Annotated in this window: 25 protein-coding genes; 13 read left to right on the top strand and 12 right to left on the bottom strand. The window is 46.8% G+C overall.

The genetic code is table 11. The features are described 5' to 3' along the window. Positions 1–30: 30 nt before the first annotated feature. Both AC5YBX_RS01275 and AC5YBX_RS01270 read right to left on the bottom strand, forming a co-directional pair. Complete coding sequence (locus tag AC5YBX_RS01275) at positions 31–1140, bottom strand: branched-chain amino acid aminotransferase (RefSeq protein ID WP_494524236.1); 1110 nt, start codon at positions 1138–1140, stop codon at positions 31–33. Between the two features lie 139 nt (positions 1141–1279). Beyond that, complete coding sequence (locus AC5YBX_RS01270) at positions 1280–2062, bottom strand: TetR/AcrR family transcriptional regulator (RefSeq protein WP_475515205.1); 783 nt, start codon at positions 2060–2062, stop codon at positions 1280–1282. 330 nt (positions 2063–2392) lie between these two features. Here AC5YBX_RS01270 and AC5YBX_RS01265 point away from each other — a divergent pair, with 330 nt between their 5' ends. The 7 genes from AC5YBX_RS01265 (at position 2393) to AC5YBX_RS01235 (ending at position 9088) form a co-directional block, all read left to right on the top strand. Then, the gene (locus AC5YBX_RS01265; RefSeq protein ID WP_475515206.1) at positions 2393–3916 is read left to right on the top strand and encodes a flavocytochrome c; all 1524 of its coding nucleotides are present in this window, start codon (positions 2393–2395) and stop codon (positions 3914–3916) included. Continuing rightward, positions 3916–4284 (top strand): cytochrome c3 family protein, encoded by a 369-nt coding sequence (locus tag AC5YBX_RS01260; protein WP_494520304.1) that lies wholly within the window; start codon positions 3916–3918, stop codon positions 4282–4284. Before AC5YBX_RS01265 ends, AC5YBX_RS01260 begins: the two co-directional genes overlap by 1 nt. Positions 4285–4324: 40 nt before the next feature. Continuing rightward, on the top strand, positions 4325–5458 hold the full coding sequence (locus AC5YBX_RS01255; RefSeq protein WP_494524783.1) for a hypothetical protein: 1134 nt from the start codon (positions 4325–4327) through the stop codon (positions 5456–5458). A gap of 177 nt (positions 5459–5635) precedes the next feature. After that, positions 5636–6709 (top strand): DcaP family trimeric outer membrane transporter, encoded by a 1074-nt coding sequence (locus tag AC5YBX_RS01250; protein WP_494524235.1) that lies wholly within the window; start codon positions 5636–5638, stop codon positions 6707–6709. A gap of 170 nt (positions 6710–6879) precedes the next feature. Beyond that, complete coding sequence (locus AC5YBX_RS01245) at positions 6880–7623, top strand: cupin domain-containing protein (protein WP_494520306.1); 744 nt, start codon at positions 6880–6882, stop codon at positions 7621–7623. A gap of 337 nt (positions 7624–7960) precedes the next feature. Further along, complete coding sequence (locus AC5YBX_RS01240; RefSeq protein ID WP_494520307.1) at positions 7961–8551, top strand: outer membrane beta-barrel protein; 591 nt, start codon at positions 7961–7963, stop codon at positions 8549–8551. A gap of 330 nt (positions 8552–8881) precedes the next feature. Then, positions 8882–9088, top strand: a complete 207-nt coding sequence (locus tag AC5YBX_RS01235) for a cell division protein ZapB (RefSeq protein ID WP_110459054.1) — start codon at positions 8882–8884, stop codon at positions 9086–9088. 23 nt (positions 9089–9111) lie between these two features. Here AC5YBX_RS01235 and AC5YBX_RS01230 read toward each other — a convergent pair whose 3' ends face one another. From AC5YBX_RS01230 to AC5YBX_RS01205, 6 genes are all read right to left on the bottom strand, one after another. Then, positions 9112–9324 (bottom strand): DUF1107 domain-containing protein, encoded by a 213-nt coding sequence (locus tag AC5YBX_RS01230; protein WP_475515211.1) that lies wholly within the window; start codon positions 9322–9324, stop codon positions 9112–9114. Between the two features lie 249 nt (positions 9325–9573). Next, positions 9574–10185, bottom strand: coding sequence for a thiol:disulfide interchange protein DsbA/DsbL (locus AC5YBX_RS01225; RefSeq protein ID WP_475515212.1), 612 nt, complete (start codon positions 10183–10185; stop codon positions 9574–9576). Positions 10186–10316: 131 nt separating this feature from the next. Then, the gene (locus AC5YBX_RS01220; RefSeq protein WP_494520308.1) at positions 10317–11321 is read right to left on the bottom strand and encodes a serine/threonine protein kinase; all 1005 of its coding nucleotides are present in this window, start codon (positions 11319–11321) and stop codon (positions 10317–10319) included. After that, positions 11318–11602 carry a DUF3630 family protein gene (locus tag AC5YBX_RS01215; RefSeq protein WP_494524234.1) on the bottom strand — a complete coding sequence of 95 codons (285 nt, stop codon included), beginning with the start codon at positions 11600–11602 and terminating at the stop codon, positions 11318–11320. Before AC5YBX_RS01215 ends, AC5YBX_RS01220 begins: the two co-directional genes overlap by 4 nt. Beyond that, positions 11599–11895: a hypothetical protein gene (locus AC5YBX_RS01210; protein ID WP_494520310.1), complete on the bottom strand. Its 297-nt coding sequence runs from the start codon at positions 11893–11895 to the stop codon at positions 11599–11601. The genes AC5YBX_RS01215 and AC5YBX_RS01210 overlap by 4 nt, the downstream gene beginning before the upstream one ends. 124 nt (positions 11896–12019) lie before the next feature. Beyond that, positions 12020–12808, bottom strand: a complete 789-nt coding sequence (locus AC5YBX_RS01205) for a hypothetical protein (RefSeq protein WP_494524233.1) — start codon at positions 12806–12808, stop codon at positions 12020–12022. Positions 12809–13145: 337 nt separating this feature from the next. Here AC5YBX_RS01205 and AC5YBX_RS01200 point away from each other — a divergent pair, with 337 nt between their 5' ends. The 4 genes from AC5YBX_RS01200 (at position 13146) to AC5YBX_RS01185 (ending at position 17625) form a co-directional block, all read left to right on the top strand. Continuing rightward, positions 13146–13544 carry a nitrous oxide-stimulated promoter family protein gene (locus tag AC5YBX_RS01200; protein ID WP_475517061.1) on the top strand — a complete coding sequence of 133 codons (399 nt, stop codon included), beginning with the start codon at positions 13146–13148 and terminating at the stop codon, positions 13542–13544. A gap of 103 nt (positions 13545–13647) precedes the next feature. Further along, positions 13648–14538 carry a hypothetical protein gene (locus AC5YBX_RS01195; RefSeq protein WP_494524232.1) on the top strand — a complete coding sequence of 297 codons (891 nt, stop codon included), beginning with the start codon at positions 13648–13650 and terminating at the stop codon, positions 14536–14538. A gap of 94 nt (positions 14539–14632) precedes the next feature. Next, a complete protein-coding gene (locus AC5YBX_RS01190) occupies positions 14633–16714 on the top strand; it encodes a S9 family peptidase (protein ID WP_494520313.1) in 2082 nt (693 codons plus the stop codon). 332 nt (positions 16715–17046) lie between these two features. Next, the gene (locus AC5YBX_RS01185) at positions 17047–17625 is read left to right on the top strand and encodes a lipid-binding SYLF domain-containing protein (protein WP_494520314.1); all 579 of its coding nucleotides are present in this window, start codon (positions 17047–17049) and stop codon (positions 17623–17625) included. A 1334-nt stretch (positions 17626–18959) separates the two neighbouring features. Here AC5YBX_RS01185 and AC5YBX_RS01180 read toward each other — a convergent pair. Continuing rightward, positions 18960–19469 (bottom strand): hypothetical protein, encoded by a 510-nt coding sequence (locus tag AC5YBX_RS01180; protein ID WP_494524231.1) that lies wholly within the window; start codon positions 19467–19469, stop codon positions 18960–18962. Between the two features lie 1106 nt (positions 19470–20575). Between AC5YBX_RS01180 and AC5YBX_RS01175 the strand changes: the two genes are divergently transcribed. Then, positions 20576–20725 (top strand): hypothetical protein, encoded by a 150-nt coding sequence (locus AC5YBX_RS01175; protein ID WP_494524230.1) that lies wholly within the window; start codon positions 20576–20578, stop codon positions 20723–20725. A 240-nt stretch (positions 20726–20965) separates the two neighbouring features. On the opposite strand, the gene AC5YBX_RS01170 is transcribed toward AC5YBX_RS01175, so the two are convergent. After that, the gene (locus AC5YBX_RS01170; RefSeq protein ID WP_494524782.1) at positions 20966–21514 is read right to left on the bottom strand and encodes a hypothetical protein; all 549 of its coding nucleotides are present in this window, start codon (positions 21512–21514) and stop codon (positions 20966–20968) included. Between the two features lie 186 nt (positions 21515–21700). Here AC5YBX_RS01170 and lpxL point away from each other — a divergent pair, with 186 nt between their 5' ends. Continuing rightward, a complete protein-coding gene (gene lpxL, locus AC5YBX_RS01165) occupies positions 21701–22630 on the top strand; it encodes an LpxL/LpxP family Kdo(2)-lipid IV(A) lauroyl/palmitoleoyl acyltransferase (protein WP_494524229.1) in 930 nt (309 codons plus the stop codon). 10 nt (positions 22631–22640) lie between these two features. On the opposite strand, the gene AC5YBX_RS01160 is transcribed toward lpxL, so the two are convergent. Beyond that, the gene (locus tag AC5YBX_RS01160) at positions 22641–22988 is read right to left on the bottom strand and encodes a YkvA family protein (RefSeq protein ID WP_475515554.1); all 348 of its coding nucleotides are present in this window, start codon (positions 22986–22988) and stop codon (positions 22641–22643) included. A 77-nt stretch (positions 22989–23065) separates the two neighbouring features. Further along, entirely contained in the window at positions 23066–25378 is a 2313-nt protein-coding gene (locus tag AC5YBX_RS01155) for a YgiQ family radical SAM protein (protein ID WP_494520318.1), read from the bottom strand. Positions 25379–25395 lie beyond the last annotated feature (17 nt).

The raw sequence follows: 25395 nt of genomic DNA, 5'->3' as shown, positions 1-25395 counted from the left end.
GGCGCTTTTTTATTGGTATCACGATAACGACTAACGCGCTATTGCAATTACCGGTTCCACTCGCTCAACCCGTCCAAGCCAGCCATTTGGCGCTGGGCGCAGCCCTTTTTGAATATCGGTTAACACTTGGTAAATACGCCGAGTATGCTCACCCACTTCGCCATTACCGACAGTCACCACACAGTTATCTTCAAAAATATAGGACCCCACAGGAGAGACCACCGCTGCGGTGCCAAACCCACCCGCTTCAATAATCTCACCTGACTCAATGTCGCTAATAAACTTATCCAGCATCACCGTCTCTTGGCGCACTTCACAGCCTAGCTGCTCACCTAAATCTAATATTGATTGCGAGGTAATAGACTTTAAGATGGTATCGGTAAACTTAGGAATAATAATGGTGCCATCTTTGAGCACATGGAAGTGGTTCATCGCCCCAACTTCTTCAATCTGCTTATTATTGGCATCAAGATAAAGCACCTGCGCGGCGCCATATTCGGCAGCAGCCTTACCCGCTTTCAACGATGCGGCATAGTTACCTGCCGCTTTCGATGCCCCGGTTCCACCAGCCACGGCACGGTGAAAACGTTCGCTAATCAGCAAACGAATCGCCTTATCGAAACCATCAGCATAATAAGCACCACTCGGGCTAAGCATCACACAAAAGGTGTATTGCTGACTCGGACTCACCGACAGCCTATCTTCAGTGGCGAAGATGAACGGCCGAATATACAAACAAGCCCCCTCTTGCATTGGGAACCACAAGCGGTCGACGTCAATTAAGGCGTTAATACCTGCCAACTGCATCGCTTCGGGCAGCGCAGGAATACAGAGAATATCGGCACTGGTATTAAGACGCTCAGCATTTTTATCTAAACGAAAGGTATAGATCTCACCATCTTGATGCATAAAGGCTTTGGCGCCTTCAAACACGGATTGGCCATAATGCAGTGCAATGGCACCAGGAGCGACCTCAAACGGGCCATAGGGGACAATTCTAGGATCTCGCCACTCACCGTCGCGATAATCCATTAAAAACATATGATCAGTTCTTAGGTTACCAAAACCCACATTGGTTTCAGGCTCAAACTGCTCAGTACGACGTTCACATGCAGGTTTTAAATTATAGTTTATGTGCATTGCATACCACCTTGATTACTGAATAAGCAGACTATGGATGCATCGCAATAAAGTCAAGCCAAACGACAGCGTTCAGTAAGCCCGTAGGCATATGCTTTAGTACAAGTTTGTGAACGTTAAAGTAACAAATTTAATTCTGCTATTCGCGTTGACGAGTACAAGTTGACTTAGCATTAAGATCGACCTGTGACAGAGCACTGCACGCTGCGCAGCTCATATGGTCACGATAGTGCTGATCAAAAAATTTCACCGTGCGTGCCTCTAAACAATCAAATAACTCATGGGTAAGCGGCTGCAGCCATTTATATTGCCCCATCAATTTCGCCAAGTGGCGATAACAGGTCTCGCGGCGATTAGACAAGTACTCAGGTGCAATGAGCTGGCTTTCAAATTGGGTCAAAGATCCGGTTAAATAGAATACGATTCCCTGCACTAACTCTTTAACCTGTAGTGGTGTCGCCTCAAGTTCCCCCTTAGCCACAGCAGCATTGAGTGAGTCGGTAAACCATCCCCAAAAAGCATTGATACGCTTTTTAAAACGCTCAACCTTTTCATCACTGGCTAGCTGCCACACCATGGTATTAACCGAGACAGAGCGTAGCGTAAAGAAGCTTTTTGAGCGTTTAATGGTTTCAAAGGTAAACATAATAGGCAGCAGAACCTTCTCTTGCTCACTAAGGTCTGGGTATTGAGCAATAAAGATGGGCAGATGATTCGAGGTCGCACTTCTTAAAAATAAGCACACCAATACATCCTCTTTGCGCTCAAAGAATTTATACAAGGTCCCAGTAGAACACCCTACTTCTTTAGCCAGTTGAGAGAACTTAAATGACACTATGCCCTGAGTCTCAATGAGCCGCTCCGCCGCATCAAGAATTTGGTTGCAACGCATCATAGGTAATGTTTCAGAGGGGCACTTCATGCTCTTCGCCTTAATATCAATTTAGCTGAAGTATGCTCCAGCAACTTACCGTAATGACAGTTGATGCTTAATGTATCGGGATAAACCTCACGCTAAATGGGCTTTATTGGCGGGGTTTGTGAATTACATCAAACAAAGATTGGCATAAAAAATATCGGCTCCATATAAACTCCCAGCAACAATGGGCAGCGAATAAAAACATCCAAAAAAAGTTATTCGGGACATGGCTCACGAATAAGTTTGCCACTGAAAAAAAGCCGTGACTTACTTCACCTTTAACCAAGTGCAGAACCTCTATCTTTCTCTCACGCAGATACAGAGGACAATCAAATGCACAACAGAAGAAACTTTTTAAAACTCAGTGCGGGTGCCGCGCTTGGCGGGATAGCCGCCTCTATGCCCGGAACCGTATCGGCCAGCGAATGCAACACCATCGAATGGGATGAATCCCACGACGTTATTGTGGTCGGCTCAGGTTTTGCTGGTCTATCGGCCGCATTAAACGCCAAGCGCCAGAGCATCGGTTCGGTATTGGTGTTAGAGAAAATGCAAGTGATTGGTGGCAACTCTGCCATCAACGGCGGCTGGTTAGCCATACCTAAAAACCCTACTCAGTTAGCCCAAGGCATCAAGGATGATTCACCCGAAGAGCTAGTAAAAGATCAGATCATCTCGGGTCGTGGCATGCAAAATGAAGATGCACTGCGTCAAATCGCTAACCGCTCGCTCGATGCGTATAACTTATGCGTAGATACTGGCGTTAAATTCCGTGAAGGCTTTAACATTCAGGTGGGTGGCCACAATAAAGCACGCGCCATCCGTACTCAACATGGCACTGGCGGCGATATCACCACCAAGCTTTATGAAGCGGGTGTAAAAGAGGGCGTAGATTATCGTCTGCAGCACTACATCGAAGACTTCATTATGGATGGGCAAAAGATCATCGGCGTTAAGGTACGTAAAAATTACCGTTTCCCAGATCTAAAGACTGGTACCACAATATTCATCAAAGCCAACAAGGCGGTTGTGCTAGCTAATGGTGGCTTTGCTCGAAACATGGCGCTGCGTGAAGCGGTTGACCCTTCACTTGACCCAACCCTTGATTGCACTAACGCGCTCGGCGCAACCGGTGAGGTAACCCTGACGGCTATGGCCCATGGTGCCCTGCCAGTGCACATGAACCTTATTCAAACAGGTCACTGGGGATCGCCTGATGAGGGCGGATTTGGTTGGTCTAACGCCTTGCTTTCTATCGGTTGGCATCAAGGCGCGGCAATCAGCGTGCTCAACGGCAAACGCTTTATGGATGAGCGTGCAGACCGCAAGACCTGCTCTGAAGCCATTATGAAAAACCGTAATGCTGACGGCAGCCCCGCGTATCCAATTGTACTGTTTAACTACAGCAACTACGCCAAAGACGATCGAGTGATCCGCGCCTTACGCGACAAGATGGCGTGGAAGCTCGACTCATTAGATGAGATAGCGGCTAAGTTCGATATTCCTGCGGCGCCATTGAAACGTAGCATCGCTGAATACAACACCCATGTTGAAGCCCGCAAAGATCCGCTCTTTAACCGTAAAATGGACACGGCTGAAGTGTTAACCGGCCCCTTTGTGGTATCTCGCATCTGGCCAAAAGTGCATTACTGCATGGGTGGACTAAAAACCGATTTAGGCGCTCGCGTGATCGATGGCCGCTCGATGGCATCCATCAAAAACCTCTACGCGATAGGCGAAGTCACTGGCGGCATCCATGGTGAAGCCCGTTTGAGTTCTACCTCCTGCCTAGAGTGCCTAGTGATGGGCATAGTGGTTGCAGAAACCATCCAAGCCGACCTTCAAGGAGCTGTCTAATGAACAAATTATTACTGAGTTTACTGCTAGGCCTTGCGGTTTCAGGCAGCGCTATGGCGGGCGACCTCGTCAAAATGAAAGGCAGCACCCAAGGGCGTGTGAACCACGAGTTTATCTACCAAGATGGTTGTCAGACTTGCCACCAAGGCTCAGGTAAAAAGAATGCGACCGACGCTGCCTGTGTTGAATGCCATGGCGATATCAACAGTATTGCAGTCGATGAAAGCAAGTTAGCGATCCCCGAAGCGCATCCGCACAAATCACTGCATTACAACCAAGGGGCAAGCTGCTTAGCCTGTCATGGCGAGCACGAGAAAAAAGCGCCCGTCTGCGCCGAATGCCACCGAACTTGGTTTGGTGAAATGTAATAGTTTCTGCTGTAAATACTAAAAAGACTAATAGGAAATGATGATGAGAAATACCACTAAGTTTATGCTGTCGATAGTGGCAACGGCGATAGCACTTTCAGGCTCAACCGCTTTCGCGGCTGAGCAAGAAGATGGCATCAAGGTTGGCGGCGCCGTACGTGTTAATTACGGTTACAAAGACTACGATGAAGCCTCAAAAGATAAGGGCGGAGACTTTTCTTTTGATATGACTGCGATCAAATTTGACGGTAAACAAGGTGACTGGGGGCTTGCGGCAGAATACCGTTTTACCTCAAGCACGAACTATATCAAATATGGCTACGGCTTTTACAACATCGATCCAGACTGGCAGCTACAGTTTGGTATTAATAAAGTGCCGTTTGGTAACCGTGATTTCATCTCCAACAGCTGGTGGTTTGGCCTACCCTACTACCTAGGCTTTGAAGATGACCATGATGTGGGTATCAAAGCTATTTATGAAAAAAATGGCTGGCACACTGACTTAGCTTTCTACAAAAATGCAGAATACGGCCCAACAGAAAACAAACGTTACTCGACCGACCTATACACAGGCACCATCAATGGTACCGAGTATAACAACGAAGAGACCAACCAGCTCAACATTCGCCAAACCTACACCGCTGAACACCAAGGCGGCCAAACCACCCTTGGTGGCTCGGTGCAGTATGGCCAAATCTATAACAGCAAAACGGGTAATAACGGCGACCGTTACGCCGTGGCACTGCACTTAGACAGCAGCTTTAAGGGCTGGAACTTACAGATGCAGGCGATGCAGTATGAGTATGATGCCGCCGATGCTGAAGACCCAAATAAAATCGGTGTCTCTGTGGTGAGTTGGCAGTACGAAATTGCCGCTAAAGGCCAAGCTTATAACGTTAATATTGCAAAAACGTTCGATACCGATTGGGGCAGCGTTAAATGTTACAACGACTTTGGCTTAATGACGCCCGATGTCGATGACGACAGCTATGACAACAGCATGCAAAACGTCACTGGCTGCGCGATTTCAGCAGGCCCAACTTACACCATGGTCGATTTTGTAATGGGTAAGAACATGACCTTCTCTACCGCCAACAACGACCATGTTGGCCTACCAGAGATGGGCGATAGCTGGGACAAACGCGTTAACATTAACTTTGGTTACTACTTCTAAAGCTATATGACGTTACCGGCAGAAGCGAGGCCGCTCTCACTTCGCTTCTGCCAAACTCTGGCGACTCTTTTAGAGTCTGCCAACATTTAGATTGGTTACGGCACTTCCCCCGGCTACCACCCCCTAGATGGTTCTCACTCTTTTTCGACTTTCTCTGACAGCCCACTTTAAATAACTATGAAATTAATGACTAAAACATGCATCTGTATCTGTTTGATTAGCTGTTTCTCCACTCCATTAACGGCAAGTGAATACCAATTTGGCGGTTTTCTTAAAACAAATGCGCGCTTTGTCGATGGCAACATCGCTTTTCAAGACAGCTGGACAGGCGGTGGCAGCGTCACTGATGCCACTAAGAGAACCCAGTTCAGTGCCGCAGAGAGTCGCTTTAATATGGGGATCGAGCATGGCGATGTCATAGGGTTTGTGGAAGTCGACTTTGCAGGGTCATCGCAAGGCAATGCGGTGTTTTCTAACTCCTATAGCCCGCGCCTTAGGCATGCCTATGTCGAATACCAAGGTGTTACCGTAGGGCAAACCTGGTCAACGCTGGTCAACAGCAGTACGTTTGCTGAAACAGCCGATTTAGGTGGCCCGCTAGTTGGCCAAGCGATGGTGCGTCAAGCGCTGGTCAAATTAACCAGCGGACATTGGCAACTGGCATTAGAAAACCCTTATACCTATGGCACTCAAACAGAGACAAAAACCACAGATAAGCAATGGATAGAGACTGACAACGACTATGTGCCCGATGCGATTATTCGCTATAACCAAGGCGGGGATTGGGGCAACGTCTCACTGTCGAGCTTGTTTCGGTATTTAGATCCCGAAGACACAGCCCAATTTGGTGCTGGAGTGTCGCTCGCCGCCAAGCTAAACACCTTCGGCCGTGATGATATTAGGCTGCAACTGCATTACGGCAACCTTGGCCGTTATGTCGGTACCGATGCGGCGCGTGACATAATAAAGGGTGAATTAGAAACAACCACAGCAGCAATGCTGGCTTATCGTCATTTCTGGACCGAACGCACGCGTTCAAGCTTATTTTACGGCCGCACAAAAACCGATGTCGAAGCCACTGACCGCGCCCATATTGGCCTCAATGTTTTTACCAATTTAACCCCAGCGTTAGTACTGGGCTTTGAAGTTGGCTGCTATCAAATCGATGACACCATCAGCTCATATCATGAAACGGCTCCGGCACAAGGTGCCTCTAATTACGTCCAACTCAGCATGCAGTTTCATCTGTGATCGCGTGGATAGGTAAGATTATTCGCGAGCTGAGTCACGAATAATTTTGCTGTTAAAAATGCGGCGTGATCCAATTCACCTTTACGACAAACCAATCACTTTATTGTTAGCTCAAGCACCAATTTACAAGCAAAATACCGCAGCGTTGCGGCACTAAAAATAGGATAGGAATGATGAAACTTAAAATGATGTTTGGTATTGCAGCACTAGCATCAACTGCTGCAGTTGCCCAAGGGCCACAATGTAACCACGCCCAACTCCCTTACCAACAGATGACGCCAGTACCATACGACAGCACACCATATGTTCCGCAAGACACTATGCCTGAGCAGTGCAGCAACCCTGAAGTTGAAGCCTATATTGCCGCTTGGGAAGCAGGTAAGATTGATTTCAACACCATTCAAGCCAACGACAGCATCCCCATGGATCAGCGCTTCTGTAAGACCTTGGATGACGACGGCAATATTCTAGAAGTTAAAGACTGTGATCGTACTAAGTCACCAGTTGGCTATATCTGGAAAGAGCTGTCAGACAGCCCTGTGGTTATTGGTATCACCGATGGTGGCAAGTCAGATCACGCACCACATTTTCATGGTCAACCTGAGTGTTATTACGTCGTTAATGGTGAAGGTCAAACACTGGCCGATAATAAGTTTAATAAGCTAGGCACTGGCCAATACTTTTACATTCCAGGCGCTACCATTCACAACACCCCTATCATGTCTGATAAAGGCTTAGGTGTGATGTATTGGTATCCAAACAATGCCCATTTCGATGGCTTTAAATATTACTGGCGTAAAGACGTTAAAAACCTTCGCGTTGCCGAAGAAGCCTTTGACCGCGTAGATGCCATCCGTAAGCGCGATCTCAACTTAGGGCCATACGGCACTAACGAAGCTTTCTTTAAAAAGTAACCAGCCGCAATAGCATTACACCATGCTCTCTAGGGGCCGATTGTCAATCGGCCCCTAAACTTAGCTCAATATCACAAACTATCGGTTTTAATCTACTTAATCTTGAGCTCTTGCCGCAACGTAAACACTCAGTAGGTGTCTCAACGCCCTATCTTCGACTTCAATATTTGCCAGCCATAACCATGTAGCTTTTACCCTAGCAGGCTAGTGATGGCTATTTTTTTATCAAAATAGCTTAATAATTCATCTAGATATTATTCAGTTTTCGTTCAGTTCACTTGAAATACTATTACCTCAACGAAAGACGGTAACACTTTATTTCATCAAGGAGCATATTATGAATAGCAAGAAATTAGCCTTAGCAGCCGTTATCACCGCTGTATTATCAGCACCAACCATGGCCGCAGATTGGTTCATCGGTGGCAGTGTCGGTGCCCAGCAAAATACCTACAAAGGGACCGCGCTGGGGGTCGATCCTGAATTTAATAATGATTATTTTTCTACTAAAGAGCGTGAAAACGACGCCGTATACGAAGTCAGAGCGGGCGCTTACTTAAATGATAATAATCGCCTCTATGCAACTTATTCATATAACTCTGACGACTTAGCCAAGCAGCAAAGTTTGTTGCTCTCATATGACTACCTACTTGGGCTTGATGCCAGCAACAAGCTGAACTGGTTTATTGGAGCCACGGCGGGCGTTAATCACATCAGTCCAGACACCTCATATCTATCGTCAAAAGACCGTTTTGTTTGGGGTGGTCAAACGGGGTTAATGTATAAAATTAACGATAACCTGAGCTCAGAAATTGGGTACCGCTATCTCAAGCAAGACTACGATATCGGGATCAGCACAGATGCAGGTTCGGCCTCCTTCTCACTTGATGATAGCCAGCAAGTTTACTTGTCTGTTGATTACCGCTTCTAATCTAGAAGGGGTTTCCACACAACGCCGTTATCTATGGATAACGGCGTTGTGTTATACGTCATTCAGATAAATTCCCCCTTAAATTGTGTGCCAATGGCAGAGATATCGCTTCCCGCGCTTTCAACAGGTCAAACCGAGCAGCATCGCAATGGCGAAGCTTATCTCGTTAAAATCCCTGCAAAAATGTAACTCATGGCACTCAGGGGGAAAATAAACGATGTTTAATTGAATTCTTGGTTACTTTTTGGACAATTAGTATAAATTAGCTATTCACTGTCATGGCGGCGCTGATAGAATCATAGACCCATCCAGAAACTATTAGGACTCCCGATGAGCCTTGAACTACTGTCCAAGCTGGAGACAAAAATCCAAGCTGCACTCGAAACGATTGAGCTACTAAAAATGGAGCTCGAAGAAGAGAAACAAAAGAACAGCAGCCTAAGTGAAAAGAACCAACAATTAAGCCAAGATCTTCATTCATGGAATGAAAAAGTCACTGGCCTTGTGGGTTTATTAAATGACGAAGTGAGCGAGTAAATTCACTCACTAACAGCGAAGACCTAAACCGTCTTCGCTTCGTTATGTTGACGCTCGATTAACTGATTCAACTCGACAATGGCTTGCTTCACTCGAGGTAAACTTTGCCTTGGCAGTAAAAATCGTCCTTTGTCGAACTCCAGACGACCCAAATCTTTTACCCAGATAACACCTGACACAAAAATACGCGCATGTTTTACAATGAGTTTTGGGGCGTAAACCGGAAAAAATCTCATAAGACCTCCAAGCAAACGGCTCTGCGTTATTGTAATTATTGCTAAGTTTGACCTCATAAAACCGCAGTAAGTTTCCTCTCAATTCATCTTTTTTGCTCATTGCGGCAACACATCACATAAATACAAAAAATGTTCTTTGCTATCAGCTCACTATTTAGATCCGTCTTTTAATACCATAGGTATAATCCAGTATTGAATAGACACAAAAAAAGGAGCTTAAAAGCTCCTTTTGATGATTTACCGTTACACTTATTTAAGCGTGGTTAGGTAAAAAGCAATGTCTAACAGTTCATCGTAAGATTTAATTGCCCCAGTTTCGACACGATACTTACCATTAACCACTAACGCAGGCACGCCAGATAACTGAGCGTTTTCAGTTGCACGTTTCATCTGCGCCATCTGCGCACTCACCATAAACGAGTTAGCCGCTGCATCAAACTCTTTGCCTGATATGCCATTGGCAATAAACACTTGGCGAATATCATCGCGAGTAACAAAGCGTTGCTTCTTGTCATGAATGGCAGCAAATAGCGCTTGTTCAATCTTATCTTCCACTTTCAACTGATGCGCAATAGCGAATGCACGCGACATTTCTGTGCCCATTTCACGGCCAATAAATTCCACGTGATTTTGCTTAAACACGACACCCTCGGGGAGGTTAGCTTTAATCTGCGGTACCTGCACTTTGGCAAAGCTATAACAGTGAGGGCAATAAAATGAGAAAAACTCGGCAATTTCAGGCTTAGCTGTCGCAGGACCTTTATTTACCACAGTGTAATGCACACCCTCTTTATAATCGGCAGCCAGTGCCGCCATAGGGGCCATTAATAATGCCAATGCTACCAGTAACGCTTTTTTCATGATGATTCCTTTTGGGTGCTAACGCACCATCGACAATAACAATAATTTTGCACATAACATAATGTGCTTTGGAGTGTACCTCAAGCGCATTAGTTCATTTTTTCTGTTACAAGATACTCACTTATCCCTAATTAATATTGTGGAATTAAACTCAGAGGAGGCTCATCTAGCAGGGCCAACTGCTCTTTAAAGGCCAAAATTTGCTGCTCCCAATACCGCTCCTCGGCGTACCAAGGGAAATTCATCGGAAAGGCGGGATCTTCCCAGCGGCGACTGAGCCAAGCGTTATAGTGCAGCATTCTCATGGCGCGAAGCGGCTCAATGAGCTTAAGTTGGCGTTTATCAAATTCGCAAAACTCTTCATAGGCTTCAAGCAAAATGTCGAGTTGTAAGGTTTGTTGCTGCCGATCACCGGCTAGCATCATCCACAGATCTTGCACCGCAGGGCCCATTTTGGCGTCATCGAGATCGACAAACCCCGGCCCGTCAGGGGTCCACATAATATTACTCGGATGCAGATCGCCGTGCAGGCGCATCGATGTTGCATCCACTTCGGCCCATAAGCGTTTAGCCTTGGCAAGCACTTGCTCCACTATGGTGAAGTAGGCCACCTCTAAACTCGGTGGCACATGACCCGAGGCCTTAAGCCAAGCGAGTGACTCATCGCCTAATAATGCAGGGCTTAAGGTTTCGCGGTAAGTGAAGGTGTTGGCTTTAGCGTATTGATGCATGCGCCCGACAAAGCGTCCCACCTCTTCGAGTTGCTCCAGGTTATCCACTTCAAAGGCGCGCCCCCCCATCGACGGAAAAAGCGCAAACCGGAAACCTTGATAATGATGTAATGATTGCCCCTCGATAAGCACTGGCGTGGCGATGGGGATCTCTTGCTGGGCCAGCTCGGCGGAAAACTCATGCTCTTCTAAGATCTGTGCATCGCTCCAGCGCTCGGGGCGGTAAAACTTAACCACGTAACGAATTTGGCGATCGCAGCGAAATTGATAGACTCGGTTTTCGTAGCTATTGAGCGCTAGCAACCCAGTTTCTGGATAAATACCCAAAGACTCAATCGCATCGAGAATTAAATCAGGGGTTAATGCTTGGTAGTGAAAACCAGCAGGGGTTGACGCATCGCTCATCGAGAAGACTCCAATAATGTCACTAAGTACTCTAGCACTTCAAACTCTTCATCTAACTCAACCGAAAGCCAGCAGATATCGCCGTAAAACTCATAGTGTAGCCTAATAAGTGTGCCTTCAAACTCTAACTGCCACTGATGCCTATCGGCCCCCCAGTGGCGCTCAATGACTCGACAATCCAACCTTTGTACTAGCGGAGTCGCAAAAGCCTCAAACTGATCAAAATCAATGTCGCCATTAATCATTAAGCTCTTTGCATTTTTATCGAGTGAATAGTTCATGGTGTCGGTTGCTCGAAACGGTCACATTGAATGCTTCCCGCCTCGTCCTCTTTACATTGATAGCCACATTGATAGGCACCCTGACCCGATTGACTCAACCTTGCCATTCCCGCCCCTTTGGCGAGGCACTGCTCTAGCTGATCATAATAACCGGCAATATAGGGGGCTAACTCCCCTTCGCTCACCTTATCTTGCTCGGGATAATAAAATAATGTCCATTGCGGCACTTGAGTACATGCAGTCAATCCGAGTAAGAGCGCGCAGCTGGATAATACGAGATAACGAATTTGCATAAATGCTCCAAATAATGGCAAATTGACATAAATGTTCCAGACATAAAAAAGGCGACACCTGTTCGCCTTTAACGTCAATATAAATGCCAGTTTACACGGCTTATGCGCGTGTTGCAGTAGATTACTACGATGCTTTAGCCTTGGCTTTTTCGATACGCTCCATACGCCCTTCAAAACCGGTAATAGTGCCATCGCTTAAGCCATAATCGATAGCCGCTTGACACAACTTTAATGCGCCATCGTACTGACCACTATCATTGAGCAGGGTAGACAACTGCATAAAGCCTGTGCCTTTTTCTTTATCTGGAGCGGCTAAAGTGGCAAAAAGTGACTGATAGTCAGATGACAACTGCGCCCCATATTCACGGTATTGCTGCTGCTTGCGTTGCTTATAACACTCACCTATCACCTGCAATAAAGCGTTATGTTTATCGGTAGTTGCACTAGCACCACGGTAGTCATCTAGCGCCTTGGTCAACTTTTCGTTAGCCCAAGATTCATCGGCGAGAGGTAATTTTTTATCATCTGGCTCTGGCTCTGGCTCTGGCTCTGGCTCTGGCTCTGGCTCTGGCTCTGGCTCTGGCTCTGGCTCTGGCTCTGGCTCTGGCTCTGGCTCTGGCTCTGGCTCTGGCTCTGGCTCTGGCTCTGGCTCTGGCTCTGCAGCGAGGGTAACCGCTTCGCGCTCTGTTACAACAGGAGGAACGGTCTCTATCGACGCGGATTCATCAGAGGCTGCCGCATCGGCGTTATCGGCTGGCGTAGTGGTTGGCACCACAAGGTCCTTATCTTCGCCCGACACGATCTTTTCAACAGGCTGCTGTGCTTCCTGCTGCTCCTCTTGGGCTAATCGCTGTGCTCGTCTATATAAGAATATGCCGACAGCTACTAGCAAAATAATGGCTATATATTTCATTATCATCCACCGTTGGTTGATCGCGCCTCATGTACGGGCTGATTTTAGTTTACAAAAGATGTACAGATAGTAACCGATATAACGCATCGATTCTCTTGCTATAAATCAATTATTTATACCTCTTTTTCGCTCGGGTATCAAAAAGTGGCGCCCAAAATGCCATATTCGGCTTAAGTTTGTCGCTTTACATCGCAATATTGATGTAAAGCGACACTAATCGCCCTTATCTTTAAAGCACTATTTTGTGCGCACCTTCATAAAATCGATGATGATTTTTGTGTTCGGCATTCGCTCGCGCTACTCTCAATATAACCTAGCAAATAACTCGGGTATATCGATGGACGACATGCTGCTCAATGGTAGATTGCAACGTGAGTTTGAGACCATAAAGGCGATGGTTCATATTTATTGCAAAGCTCACTGCCAAGCAAAAGGTAAGCTGGAAGCCTGTCAGCAATGTCAGGCGTTCTTGGCCTATGCACACACTAAACTCGACCGCTGCCCTTATGGGCAAGCCAAGCCGACGTGTAATAAATGTCCGATACATTGCTATAAACCAGAACTAAAAGCCAAGGCCCGCCAAATCATGCTTTTTGCCGGACCGCGCATGCTGCTGCCCCATCCCATTATGGCAATACGCCACTTGTGGTCCGAACGCGCGGCGGTGCCAAGTCAGCCTCCTGTAGCAAGCTCGAATCGCCACCTGAGAATGGCGCAACAGAAACGTCAAGACTAACTTCGCCAACAACAAGAAACCGTAGCTTTAACGCCTCAATATTAACGCTCAAAAAAAGCACAATTCACTTGCGAAGCTCCCTGAATGCGTTGATGATAGGCAAATGACCTACAACGACTTTTTATACGAAGGCTATTGGTGGCTCTCTCTAATCGGTGGACTGCACTGTATTGGACTGGCCATCTATGTTCGTCATATATATCGCGATAACCACAACAACCATAAGCTATTGGGGGCGATATTTAGCCTGCTAGCTCTGTACTTTTTAACCGGGCTTATCAGCAAAACCAACACTCCACTGCCCTTACCCATGTTATTTATTCTGATTATTCCGGTGTATTTTCTGTTGATGCCGCTGTTGTATCTGTATTGCTACCGCAGCCTGCATAATATTAATCGCGACGTTCGTTTATCGGGTCACTTCTATCCGGCAATAATTCTGAGCATATTGATAAGCCTGTCTTTTATTTTAGATAGCGACTTTTCCCTCAATGTTCAGCACGTTAGCAATATTAGCCTCGTCACCTTTTTAGGTGCTCTGCTGCCAGCACTACTAAGCTTGCAAGCCCTTATCTATTTCTATTTGATCATCAAGCTGCTCAATCAATTTAAAGGACGTTCGCGCCGCGCCCATCAAAATAGCCTTAAAGATATTAAATTTAGGTGGCTACTGGCCTTAACCTTTGCCATGTTAATTAACTGGCTCGTTCGAACGGCACTGGTCATATTACCCTTTTATTTTGGTGACCATGTCTCTATCACCGCCCAAGCCATCACCCGCTTATGTTTATTATTAACCGTCTATGTTTTGGCCTTATATGGACTTAAACAGATCACCCTAGCCGCCTACCTCAGGGGCAGCCTATCATCTAAAATGGCGCATCCCAGCCGACCACAAACCAGTCAACAACTGCTCGATGCCGAAGAGCTCAATTATCTGCAACATATTTTAAAAGCGGAGGATACCCAGGACACCGACGCAAAAGAACCCTAACTCTGTTGCACAAAAACCATTTTGAGTTAATGTATCCCACGGCAACTCAGCCACTTAAAACAATAATGACAAATGCACAACTGAAGGGATCAAGATGGGAAGAGTCAATAAACTCACCGTACTTGCGGTGATCTCCGCCGGACTAATGGGATTAACAGGCCAAACTGTTGCTACCGAACGAACTCACCACATTACTAACAACGATTTTTTTGACATAGCTAACATGGGTCATGTGCAATTAAGCCCAGACGGTAAACAGGCTGTGTGGTTAGAATCTCGCTGGGATAAAGCATTAGACAAAGCCCAAAAAGATCTGTGGCTAGTCGACATTAAATCACGCAAAACCAGCCGCCTCACCTTCACCAATGAAAGTGAATCTAGCTCACAGTGGAGTCCAGATGGCCAATATATTTACTACTTAGGCCAGCAAACCCACGAAGACAAAATAGCGCCATACAACGGTAAAGCCCAAGTCTTTAGACTGTCGATACAAGGCGGCGACACCGTCCCGGTGACCAAAGAAACCGAAGGCGTTAAGGCGTTTCAAGTCGGCCATGATGGTCATAACCTCTATTTCTTAGCCAATAAAACCACTACCGAAGCCGATGATTGGGCCGATATGCGTGCCAGCCACAGCGCCCCTAAATATGGCCATGGTAAGATCACCACCAACCCATTGTATAAGCTGGATCTCGAGCATTATCAGCAATCATTGCTACTCGACGACGATAAAGTGGTATGGGAGTTTAAGGTGAACCAAGATGCCAGCCAAATTGCCCGCATCACCACTGCCGATAACGAACTAGTACACTTAGAAGGTTGGTCAAACCTCGAGGTATACAACACCCGCACGAACAGCAATACCCTACTCCCCGACAGCGCTTGGCGCCAAGATGCACCATCGCCTTATGGTTGGTTACTCGGCCTCGACTGGCACGCCAACAACCAACAGCTGGCCTTTCGAATCGATTTCGATGGCCATCCGGGTAAACTCTTTGTCGTTACACCACAGCAAAAACAGGTCAAACCGCTAGAAATTAAACGTAGCGGCGATATCACCCTCAATGGCAGCGACATTCAGTGGCGCCCCAATAGTGATGAGATCTGTTATCGCGGTGCCGACCATGGCCGCGTTAAGCTATTTTGCACCGATATCAACCAACAACTGCAGGGTGATACGCGCACGGTGATCGCCGGCGATCTGGTGATGGGCAGCTACAGCTTTAGCCATGACGGTAAAAAACTCGCCTTTAACCACAACGGACTCGAGCATTTTAGCGATCTGTTTATTGCCGATGCCGCCAGCAAGAAAGCCAAATATAAGCGCATCACTAACATTAATCCGCAAGTCGACAGCTGGATTTTGCCACAAATATCTGTGGTCAAATGGACCGCGCCAGATGGAACACAAGTCGAAGGCATCCTCGACTTACCCGCCAACTACAAACAGAGTGACGGACCACTGCCGCTAATAGTCCAACTGCATGGCGGCCCAACGTCTGCGACACCGTACGCCTTACAACATCGCTCCTACGGCCGCTCAACCTTTACCGCCAATGGCTGGGCACTGTTGTCGCCTAACTACCGCGGCTCGACAGGCTATGGCGATAAATTCTTAACCGACCTTGTAGGCAAAGAACATGACATCGAAGTTGCCGATATCCTGTCGGGAGTCGATCACCTTATCGCGTTAGGCGTTGCCGACGGTGACAAAATGGCGGTGATGGGCTGGAGTAACGGTGGTTATCTCACCAATGCGCTTATCAGTACCACCCAGCGCTTCAAAGCGGCAAGTTCTGGTGCAGGGGTGTTCGATCAACGCCTGCAATGGATGCTCGAAGACACCCCAGGCCATGTGATTAACTTTATGCAGGGTTTGCCTTGGGAAAAACCCGACGCTTACACTCATGGATCCTCGCTCACCCATGCCAATAACATCAACACGCCGACCCTAATTCACATTGGCGAAAACGATCAACGCGTACCGCTGGGCCATGCCCAAGGGCTATATCGCACCCTAAAACATTACCTTAATGTGCCTGTGGAGCTGTTGGTGTATCCCGGTGAAGGCCATGGACTGAGCCACTATCAACATCGCCAAGCCAAAATGGATTGGGACCAGAAATGGTTCGAACACTATGTGCTGGGTAAAGAGCAACCTAAAACGGCTAAGTAAAACCATGACACAGCAACTGGCTACCAGAATGAATGGGCTGAACCTTAGCTGACAAAACTCAATAAAAGCGCTTTTATAGGCGCTTTTTTCATCAAATAGCATTCAGTTTTTAGCTATCTGTGCGTATGCTAATAAGCATCCACATCAATAGATGAGAGTTAGCCAAGGGTTGATAACACAGATAATAGGCCAAATATTTAGCCTAGCGCGATTCATCCCATGCAGAAATGACAACCTTAAAACAGGTTGTGCGCTGGCTTTTAGCATCGCCGCTGTACGAAACGAATATTGATAACAGTGGGTATAACCGTATCTAAATAAAGGAGTGCATCATGAAGAAGTGGATATCACGTTTAACCGCTAGCTGTTGTGTCATTGTTGGCTTACTGTTTGCCCAAGCCTCATTTGCCGCCGATAGCTACAGCGAAGCACTAAACAACTTTAAAAAAGCCCCAGACACCCAACAATTTTTTAATAGCGCCTATGGCTACGCTATTTTCCCCACCGTAGGTAAAGGCGGCATAGGCATTGGCGCAGCCTACGGCAAAGGGCGCGTCTATCGTGGCGGCGTGCATACCGGCGATACCAGTTTGTCGCAACTGTCGATTGGTTTCCAACTCGGCGGTCAGGCTTACAGCGAAATTATTTTCTTTAAAGACGCCAAAGCGTATGAAGAATTTACCAGCGGTAGTTTCGAGTTTAGTGCGAATGCATCGGCGGTCGCGATTAACGTCGGCGCCAATGCCCAAGTGGGCACCACAGGTAACTCGGCTGGTGCGGGGCAATCGGGCAGCAACAAAGCTGCAAGTGCCTCATACATCAATGGCATGGCGGTATTTACCGCCGCTAAAGGTGGCTTAATGTATGAAGCGGCGCTTGCTGGACAATCCTTCACTTTTGAGCCCAAATAGTCATCATCTAACAGGGGAGCCAGATGGCTCCCCCATCTATTTAAACTTCTTCCCATCTGGCTTATGGTTTTCAGCTGAATTAGTTTTTAGTTGAATTGGTTTTTATTGATTGATGGTAGCGTTAACCTTCATCGTTTTAAATTGCTTGCCGCAGGCTATTCGTGCAGGTACTTCTGTGACACGCCGCAAGTACAATCCCTGTAGGCTCTGCCGTGACATCCATGTCACGGAAGGTCACAGCCGCACCTACACCGACTTATCTATCTCTTCGATTTTGCGTTACAGGTGTCATTCAGGGCATTAAAAGCTAAATTATTTTTGGACAAAAGTGTGTTGGCCTTCGAATGAAGGTTGAGGCATTTTGCGTGATTGGTTTTTAGTTAACGATGGTAGCGTTAACCTTCATCATTTTGAATTGCTTGCCGCAGGCCTTTCGTGCAGGTGCTTCTGTGACACGCCGCAAGTACAATCCCTGTAGGCTCTGCCGTGACATCCTTGTCACGGAAGGTCACAGCCGCACCTACACCGAGTTCTTAATCGCTTCGATTTAGCCGTAATTGTGGCCTTCGAATCAAGGTGTTGGCTTTTTTTGGCTTGTTGCATTTAGTAGAGTTAGTTTTTATTTATTGATGGTAGCGTTAACCTTCATGGCAACCAATTGCCTGCAGCATGCCTTTCGTGCAGGTATTTCGGTGGGGCGCTGCAAGTATATCCCTATAAGCTCGACGGTGGCATCTGATGTGAATGGATTCACAAATGCCGTAGTGACATGGATGTCAAAGAGCGGCCATGCCACCAACCCCCACCGCCATACCTACACCGACTTATCACTCTCTTCGATTTAGCCGTCATTGGTATCCACAGAACCGTTAAAAGCAAAATAGTTTTTGGACAAAAGTATCTTGGCCTTCGAATGAAGGTGTTGGCTTTTTTGGGCTTGTAACATTTAGTCGAGTTAGTTTTTATTGATTGATGGTAGCGTTAACCTTCATGGCAACCAATTGCCTGCAGCATGCCTTTCGTGCAGGTGCTTCTTCGGCACCGCTGTAAACCCATCCTTGGGCGCTCTGCGATTTCATCCCTGAAATCGAAGGCCTCAGCCGCACCTACACCGAGTTCTTAATCTCTTCGATTTGACCTTACTAGTGTCACTCGGACAATCAAAAGCTAACTTATTTTTGAACCAAAGCTTGTTAGGACTAATGTTCTAATTGGTATGTTTCAGATTAATATTTGTATAGATTAACGCCCGCTTAAGCGGACAAAAATTGTTGGTTATAATGTGGAGCGAAGCGGAACCTAACCAACTGTTTTTGTTCCGTTTAAAGCGCTTGTTATGTGTTTTTACTCATCTCATATTTAACTGATGACTTTAATGTAGAAAGAATTTCTTTCACTGTATTAGTGCTATTTTCATAGGACTCATATGATGAAGGATTCGATTTATTATTCATTTCAACCATATCAAATTGATGATGGACTTTTAACAACGTAGTTTGAGTCGATTTTGGGTCAAAAGTTATACTTGGAAAGTAAAGTGTCACGAGCATTTCAATTTTGTCTGAAAGCTCAACACTATCAGCCATTTTATTTAGTGTTATTTGGTCAGATGGAGAATTATTGTATAGCCTCGATAATATATCAAAACACAGCCTTTCATAAGCATAAGTAGTAGATGCTAGCTCTTCTAGTTTCGTAACTTTAAGATTTTTAATATCCTTTCTGCTATTAAACCATTGGCTTAATAGCAATAAGAAAATAGCCAAACATGTTGAAACTAAAATAGAAAATAGTGTCGCTTGCTGTGCTGCTGTCTCAAAGGTTTTTTGGAACCACGCAATCATAAATATACTCTCAGAATACAATTAAACACATAACAGCTTATTGAATAGCAGCTCAATAAACTGCCTAAAATTTAACTTACAGCAACTATGCCACGCTAATACATTGAAATAAAGCGACAAAGTTAACATCAGTTTCAATAAATTTGAATGAGTCGCACGCATAACTTAACAAGTTGATGTAGAGGTCTCTACAACAAATTATTAAATCACAACAATTCAACTAATTATAAAATTGCAGGCAGTTTATCGAGCATAAAAAACAGGTTTTTTGCTCTGTTTTCTAGCGCGCATCGAACGTGGCGAACGTTTGTTAGCTTTTGAACTAGCGGCTCACACCAAGTGAAGCTAAATCGAAGAGACAGAATAACCCGGTGTAGATACGGCTGAGGGTATCGAAAACAGGGACGTTTTCGTTAAGCGGCCAAGGACGGCGAAAAGCGCCCCGAAGCAGTATCTGCACATTAGCCTGCTGCAAGCAATTAACTCACATTGAAGGTTCAACCTTCACCACTTCCAATAAATAAAAATGCAGCCAGCCGCTACTCAAGCAAATGTCATTGTTCTTCATGCCAAGGCCAACAAACTTTGGGGCAAAAACACGTTAGTTTTTGATTTGCTATTCGCTCCAATTGAAGCCAAATCGAAGAGGCGTTAGAGATCGGTGTAAGCGCGGTTTTGGCCTTCGAAATCATGGCCGAAAATGTTCCAGACATTTTTCGGCATTCCCTCCGTCCTTGGAGGTCAGATGATTTCGCAGAGCCCACAAGGACGTGTTCACAACGATATCCCTATCTAAAAGCCAGTTCGACAATCCCTGTCTCTCGTTCGTTAGCATGAAGCGACGCTTCACTCACCGAGCCAAAAGAGCGCTTGCACATTCCCCGCCGGACAGGCGATTGGTTACAGTGAAGGTACGAGCTTCAAACATTTTCACCCAACACGAGTAAGGGCTAAATCTCGACCCACAACATATAAAAAGTTAGGTACAACTAGTTATGTACCTATACATCTATTACAAACTCTTTGACATATCTAAAGTTTGATACTAGATGTTATGTTGGTCTTTGACCCTTTAAATCTAATTTCTAACTAAGGATGGTAAAATTATGTCTGTAAAACACACTCCAACAGGTGTTGTTCACAGCGGCTCTAAAGGTGGTGCCACTGGCTGTGGCACTGATACGAAGAAAAACGCTGATCATTGGACTAATTCACATGAAAAAATCACATGTGACAAAAATGGCTGCAAAAACTAAAACCCACTGAAAATGTATGGGCATTAAGTTGCCCATTTCATTTCGCTATCTGCCCCAAAAAAACAAGAGATTGATATATCCCTATACAGCACGAGCCGCAAGCAATTAGCTACCATGAAGGGGCAACCTTAAAACACACCCCACCAACACCCATTCAGCAAGCCGCTATAACCCCTAATCTGCAGGCCTAACGCCGCTCAAGCAAACATCAAATGCCAAACCTTCATTCCAAGGCCACGGCTATTCATGCCCCCATGGCGCTGGCGGTAACGCTACCGGCTTAGTCAAATCAAACTCCACCTTAAAATCGCGATTTGCTCGAGTTAAGCGATACATAAAACGGGTATCGGTGATCCCCATGTGCCACACATTGGTGACCGACTGGCTAAGGCCATTTTGCTTGAAATTATCGATAGAAAATTGATCAACCGGAAATGATTGCAGCTGGGCACTGCCACTGTCGATGGTGTCGCCACCATACATAGTGACCTTATCTTCACTGCCGTCTTGATGGCGGTGATCGTGCTTTAATCTAAGCCCGGTGTCGGTTTTGGTGATGACCCAAGTGCGTGAATGATCCTCGCCGACATGAAACGGCACTTTTAACTCATTATCACTACACTCACGCACATGCATGACTAAGGTTTTGCCGCTAAACGCCGAATCGGCGCTATTACCTGCAGTGACAACGCCCTCAAAGGCCTTGCCACAATGTGCGGCGATACGGTCAAAAAACGCAGCTTGCTCAGTGCTTACAGCGATAGCGGGGATCGCGAACATGGCCGTCATAATAAATAGAGGTAACTGTTTTTTCATTGTATTTCTGCTCTCCATTAAAGTAACAAAAAACAGTACCACATTCATATAAATTAAAACTGAATAAAAACTGCCCCGATATATCTGAGATCCTTATTCGGCAATCACGTATAATCTTTGGTCCAACATCATTTCTTAATCAATAAACCCCATCCTATTATGAGTAAATACACCGCGCCGACATTTTCGATTTCACTGCTGCACCCAAAATATTGGGGAGTACTGACACTCGTGGGCACTAGTTACCTTTGCAGTCTGCTGCCCTATTTCATCCAGATCCGTATGGGCAAAATGCTCGGACGTCTGGCTATTCGTTTTATGAAAAGTCGCCGCAAAACGATGGAGCGCAACTTAGCCCTTTGTTTTCCAGACATGAGTCCGGATAAGCGTGAACAGCTGGTTAAAGAGAATATCGACAACACGGGGTTAGCCCTGTTTGAAACGGGGATGGCGTGGTTTTGGTCTGATGCCAGAGTAGCAAAGCATGTGACTATTAAGGGAATGGAGCACATAGATAAACTGGCCGCCGAAGGTCGCGGTGTGCTGTTAGTCGCGGTGCACTCACTTAATCTTGAGCTCGGTGGCCGCGCATTCGGTCTACACATACCGGGCATGGGCGTATATCGACCGAATAACAATCCCTGTTTTGACTATTTTCAATATAAAGGCCGCTCTCGTGGCGGGCATGCGTTAATCCATAGAAAAAATATCAAGTTTATGCTGGAGTCATTAAAAAATGGCGAGCGTCTCTGGTATGCACCGGATCATGATTATGGCCGCCGCCGCTCAACCTTTGCCCCGCTATTTGCCGTTGAAAAGGCCTGCACCACAACCGGCACCAGTATATTAGTCGATGGCTCCGACTGCGCCATTGTGCCGCTAGTAATGGTGCGCAATAACGACAAAGGGGATTACACCCTAACGGTAAAAGCGCCACTGATTAATCAGTTTCCCAAAAATGATCCCGAGGCCGGCGCTCATTTTATTAATAAAATTGTCGAAGCTTCGATCATGGAAGCCCCAGGGCAATATATGTGGCTTCACCGCCGCTTCAAGACTCGTCCAGAGGGTGAAGCCTCGCTATATTAATCCTTGTAGGTTAATCAAACCAAGCGGCGGTTTTTTCTGCCGCTTGGCTTTTGACATGGTCATCGACATACAGACTCACCATGGTCAGCGCGGCGGCAAGCGCACCTAAATCATCGGTAAAACCGACCAGAGGTGTTAGGTCGGGTATCGCATCTATGGGGGCGATAAAATAGGCTAGCGCACCAAAAATAATGGTCTTGGCCCATTTAGGGGTATCGGGGCGCTGCGCGGCGTAGTAAAGCCATAGGGCTTTTTCTATCACGTCTCGACCCGCTTGCTTGGCAAACAGCTTCACCTTATGCCAAAAGCCTGCATCGCTATAGGTGTCGCTGCCATCATTTGACCCGTGTTGACTCATGGAAAGCTCCTTAAAAAATAGGGCAATATCGATGATATCCCCCTATTTTAATCTATTTGACTAGGTCTGTGACCTCACTAACGTTGATGTTTTGGCGTAGTCCCCCAACCATTTTTAACCGGCCGCTTAGCCCCTTTGCCTGCGCCTTGCCCTGCAGGGGCCGATTGGCCTGAACCGCTTTTATGGGCCGAGGGTTTCCCCTTGGCTTTAGGTTTACCTGCGTTAGGCTTGCCCGCTTTATCCATACTCTTACGCTCATCAAACTGATCGGCCGAGAAGCGAGTCACGGCTTTTTTACCTGCTGGCGTCTTGCCCTTAGCAGGCTTAGCCCTAAAGCCTTGACGCTCTTGGCGGGTTTCAGCCGGCACTAAGCAATGGGCGCCGCTACCGATCAACTTCTCTTTGCCCATGGCAATTAAGGCTTCACGGATCATCGGCCAGCCAGCAGGATCGTGGTAACGCAGCAAGGCTTTATGCAGCTTACGTTGACGACCGCCCTTGGGTACTTGCACTGTTTCGCTGGTATGTTTCACATTTTTAAGCGAATTGAGCTCTGTATGATAAATGGTGGTGGCGTTCGCCATCGGCGATGGATAGAAGTTTTGCACCTGATCGAGCTTAAATTTTTGCCCTTTAAGCCACAACGCCAAGTTCACCATATCTTCATCTGTGGTGCCTGGATGCGCCGAAATAAAATAGGGGATCAAATACTGCTTCTTGCCCGCCTCGGCCGAATACTTATCAAACAGCTCTTTAAACTTGTCGTAAGTGCCCATGCCGGGTTTCATCATCTTATTGAGCGGCCCCTCTTCGGTGTGCTCGGGGGCAATTTTGAGATAACCGCCCACATGATGACTGGCCAACTCTTTAACGTAGCGTGGATCTTCGGTGGCTAAGTCGTAACGCACACCCGAAGCAATAAGCACTTTTTTAATGCCCGGCACGTCACGTGCCGCGCGATACAGATCAATCGTCGCCTGATGGTCGGTGTCCAGATGACCACAGATGGCCGGGAACACACAGGACAAACGACGACAGGTCTTTTCGGCTTTTTCGCTCTTACAGCCTAAGCGATACATGTTCGCCGTCGGGCCACCCAAGTCAGAGATCACTCCAGTAAAACCGGGCACTTTCTGCTGGATATCTTTGATCTCTTTAATAATAGAATCTTGCGAGCGGCTCTGAATAATCCGCCCTTCATGCTCGGTAATCGAGCAGAACGAGCAGCCACCAAAGCAACCACGCATAATGTTAATCGAGGTCTTGATCATGTCATAGGCGGGGATCTTGGCATCGCCATAGACAGGATGCGGCACCCGTTGGTAGGGCAGATCAAATACGCCATCCATCTCGTCGGTGTTTAATGGCCATGCTGGCGGATTGACCCAAACAGCCCGTTCGGCGTGAGTCTGAAATAGCGCACGGGCACAACCGGGGTTCTGCTCTTGATGCAAGATGCGCGATGCATGGGCATAGAGAAACTTATCTTCGGCGACTTTTTCATAGCTGGGCAGCAACACATAGGTATTTTCCCATGGCTTAGGGCGCGGCGGTTGTACCGTAATAGGCTTAGGCGCATCGTTGTCGAACACCTTAACATCGCTCGGGCCAGAGAGGTTTTGACAGCCCACATCGTCGGCGCCGTAAGGATTGGGGATCGGGTCGATTTTATGCAGTTGATCCAGCTTACGCGAGTCCATGCCTTTCCAGCCCGGCAGCGGCTCCTTACGAATCACCGTGGTGCCGCGCACATCATGGATCTCACTGATAGACTCACCCGCTGCGAGGCGGTGCGACAGTTCAACCAGCGGACGTTCGGCGTTACCGTAGACTAAGATATCGGCCTTGGCATCGAGGATCACAGAGCGACGCACTTTATCTGACCAATAGTCATAATGGGCGATACGGCGTAAACTCGCTTCGATGCCACCAATCACCACAGGCACTTGCTTAAAGGCTTCTTTGCAGCGCTGGGTATAAACAGTGACGGCGCGATCGGGGCGCTTACCGCCAATATTACCCGCGGTATAGGCATCATCGTGACGCAGGCGACGCTCGGCAGTGTAACGGTTGATCATCGAGTCCATGTTGCCAGCGGTCACACCAAAATAGAGGTTAGGCTTGCCTAACTTCATGAAGTCATTTTTATTCGACCAATCGGGCTGCGAGATAATGCCAACGCGAAACCCTTGCGCCTCAAGCATACGGCCAATCACCGCCATACCAAAACTGGGGTGATCCACATAGGCATCGCCTGTGACAATAATAATGTCACATGAATCCCAGCCCAGTTTAGCCATCTCTTTGCGCGACATAGGCAAAAAAGGCGCCGCTGGTTCAGTACGGCCCAGATACTTGGGATGAGTAAATAACGTGGATTCAACCTGCATGAATAATACTGCCTAAC

Source organism: Shewanella sp. 492 (assembly GCF_059338445.1).
Note: the sequence above shows the minus strand (reverse complement) of the source record. Positions and strands in the feature narration are given on the sequence as shown.

Coding starts and splice junctions, on each gene's coding strand:
- AC5YBX_RS01275 (WP_494524236.1), bottom strand. CDS start 1,140: ATGCACATAAACTATAATTTAAAACCTGCATGTGAACGTCGTACTGAG.
- AC5YBX_RS01270 (WP_475515205.1), bottom strand. CDS start 2,062: ATGAAGTGCCCCTCTGAAACATTACCTATGATGCGTTGCAACCAAATT.
- AC5YBX_RS01265 (WP_475515206.1), top strand. CDS start 2,393: ATGCACAACAGAAGAAACTTTTTAAAACTCAGTGCGGGTGCCGCGCTT.
- AC5YBX_RS01260 (WP_494520304.1), top strand. CDS start 3,916: ATGAACAAATTATTACTGAGTTTACTGCTAGGCCTTGCGGTTTCAGGC.
- AC5YBX_RS01255 (WP_494524783.1), top strand. CDS start 4,325: ATGATGAGAAATACCACTAAGTTTATGCTGTCGATAGTGGCAACGGCG.
- AC5YBX_RS01250 (WP_494524235.1), top strand. CDS start 5,636: ATGAAATTAATGACTAAAACATGCATCTGTATCTGTTTGATTAGCTGT.
- AC5YBX_RS01245 (WP_494520306.1), top strand. CDS start 6,880: ATGATGAAACTTAAAATGATGTTTGGTATTGCAGCACTAGCATCAACT.
- AC5YBX_RS01240 (WP_494520307.1), top strand. CDS start 7,961: ATGAATAGCAAGAAATTAGCCTTAGCAGCCGTTATCACCGCTGTATTA.
- AC5YBX_RS01235 (WP_110459054.1), top strand. CDS start 8,882: ATGAGCCTTGAACTACTGTCCAAGCTGGAGACAAAAATCCAAGCTGCA.
- AC5YBX_RS01230 (WP_475515211.1), bottom strand. CDS start 9,324: ATGAGATTTTTTCCGGTTTACGCCCCAAAACTCATTGTAAAACATGCG.
- AC5YBX_RS01225 (WP_475515212.1), bottom strand. CDS start 10,185: ATGAAAAAAGCGTTACTGGTAGCATTGGCATTATTAATGGCCCCTATG.
- AC5YBX_RS01220 (WP_494520308.1), bottom strand. CDS start 11,321: ATGAGCGATGCGTCAACCCCTGCTGGTTTTCACTACCAAGCATTAACC.
- AC5YBX_RS01215 (WP_494524234.1), bottom strand. CDS start 11,602: ATGAACTATTCACTCGATAAAAATGCAAAGAGCTTAATGATTAATGGC.
- AC5YBX_RS01210 (WP_494520310.1), bottom strand. CDS start 11,895: ATGCAAATTCGTTATCTCGTATTATCCAGCTGCGCGCTCTTACTCGGA.
- AC5YBX_RS01205 (WP_494524233.1), bottom strand. CDS start 12,808: ATGAAATATATAGCCATTATTTTGCTAGTAGCTGTCGGCATATTCTTA.
- AC5YBX_RS01200 (WP_475517061.1), top strand. CDS start 13,146: ATGGACGACATGCTGCTCAATGGTAGATTGCAACGTGAGTTTGAGACC.
- AC5YBX_RS01195 (WP_494524232.1), top strand. CDS start 13,648: ATGACCTACAACGACTTTTTATACGAAGGCTATTGGTGGCTCTCTCTA.
- AC5YBX_RS01190 (WP_494520313.1), top strand. CDS start 14,633: ATGGGAAGAGTCAATAAACTCACCGTACTTGCGGTGATCTCCGCCGGA.
- AC5YBX_RS01185 (WP_494520314.1), top strand. CDS start 17,047: ATGAAGAAGTGGATATCACGTTTAACCGCTAGCTGTTGTGTCATTGTT.
- AC5YBX_RS01180 (WP_494524231.1), bottom strand. CDS start 19,469: ATGATTGCGTGGTTCCAAAAAACCTTTGAGACAGCAGCACAGCAAGCG.
- AC5YBX_RS01175 (WP_494524230.1), top strand. CDS start 20,576: ATGTCTGTAAAACACACTCCAACAGGTGTTGTTCACAGCGGCTCTAAA.
- AC5YBX_RS01170 (WP_494524782.1), bottom strand. CDS start 21,514: ATGACGGCCATGTTCGCGATCCCCGCTATCGCTGTAAGCACTGAGCAA.
- lpxL (WP_494524229.1), top strand. CDS start 21,701: ATGAGTAAATACACCGCGCCGACATTTTCGATTTCACTGCTGCACCCA.
- AC5YBX_RS01160 (WP_475515554.1), bottom strand. CDS start 22,988: ATGAGTCAACACGGGTCAAATGATGGCAGCGACACCTATAGCGATGCA.
- AC5YBX_RS01155 (WP_494520318.1), bottom strand. CDS start 25,378: ATGCAGGTTGAATCCACGTTATTTACTCATCCCAAGTATCTGGGCCGT.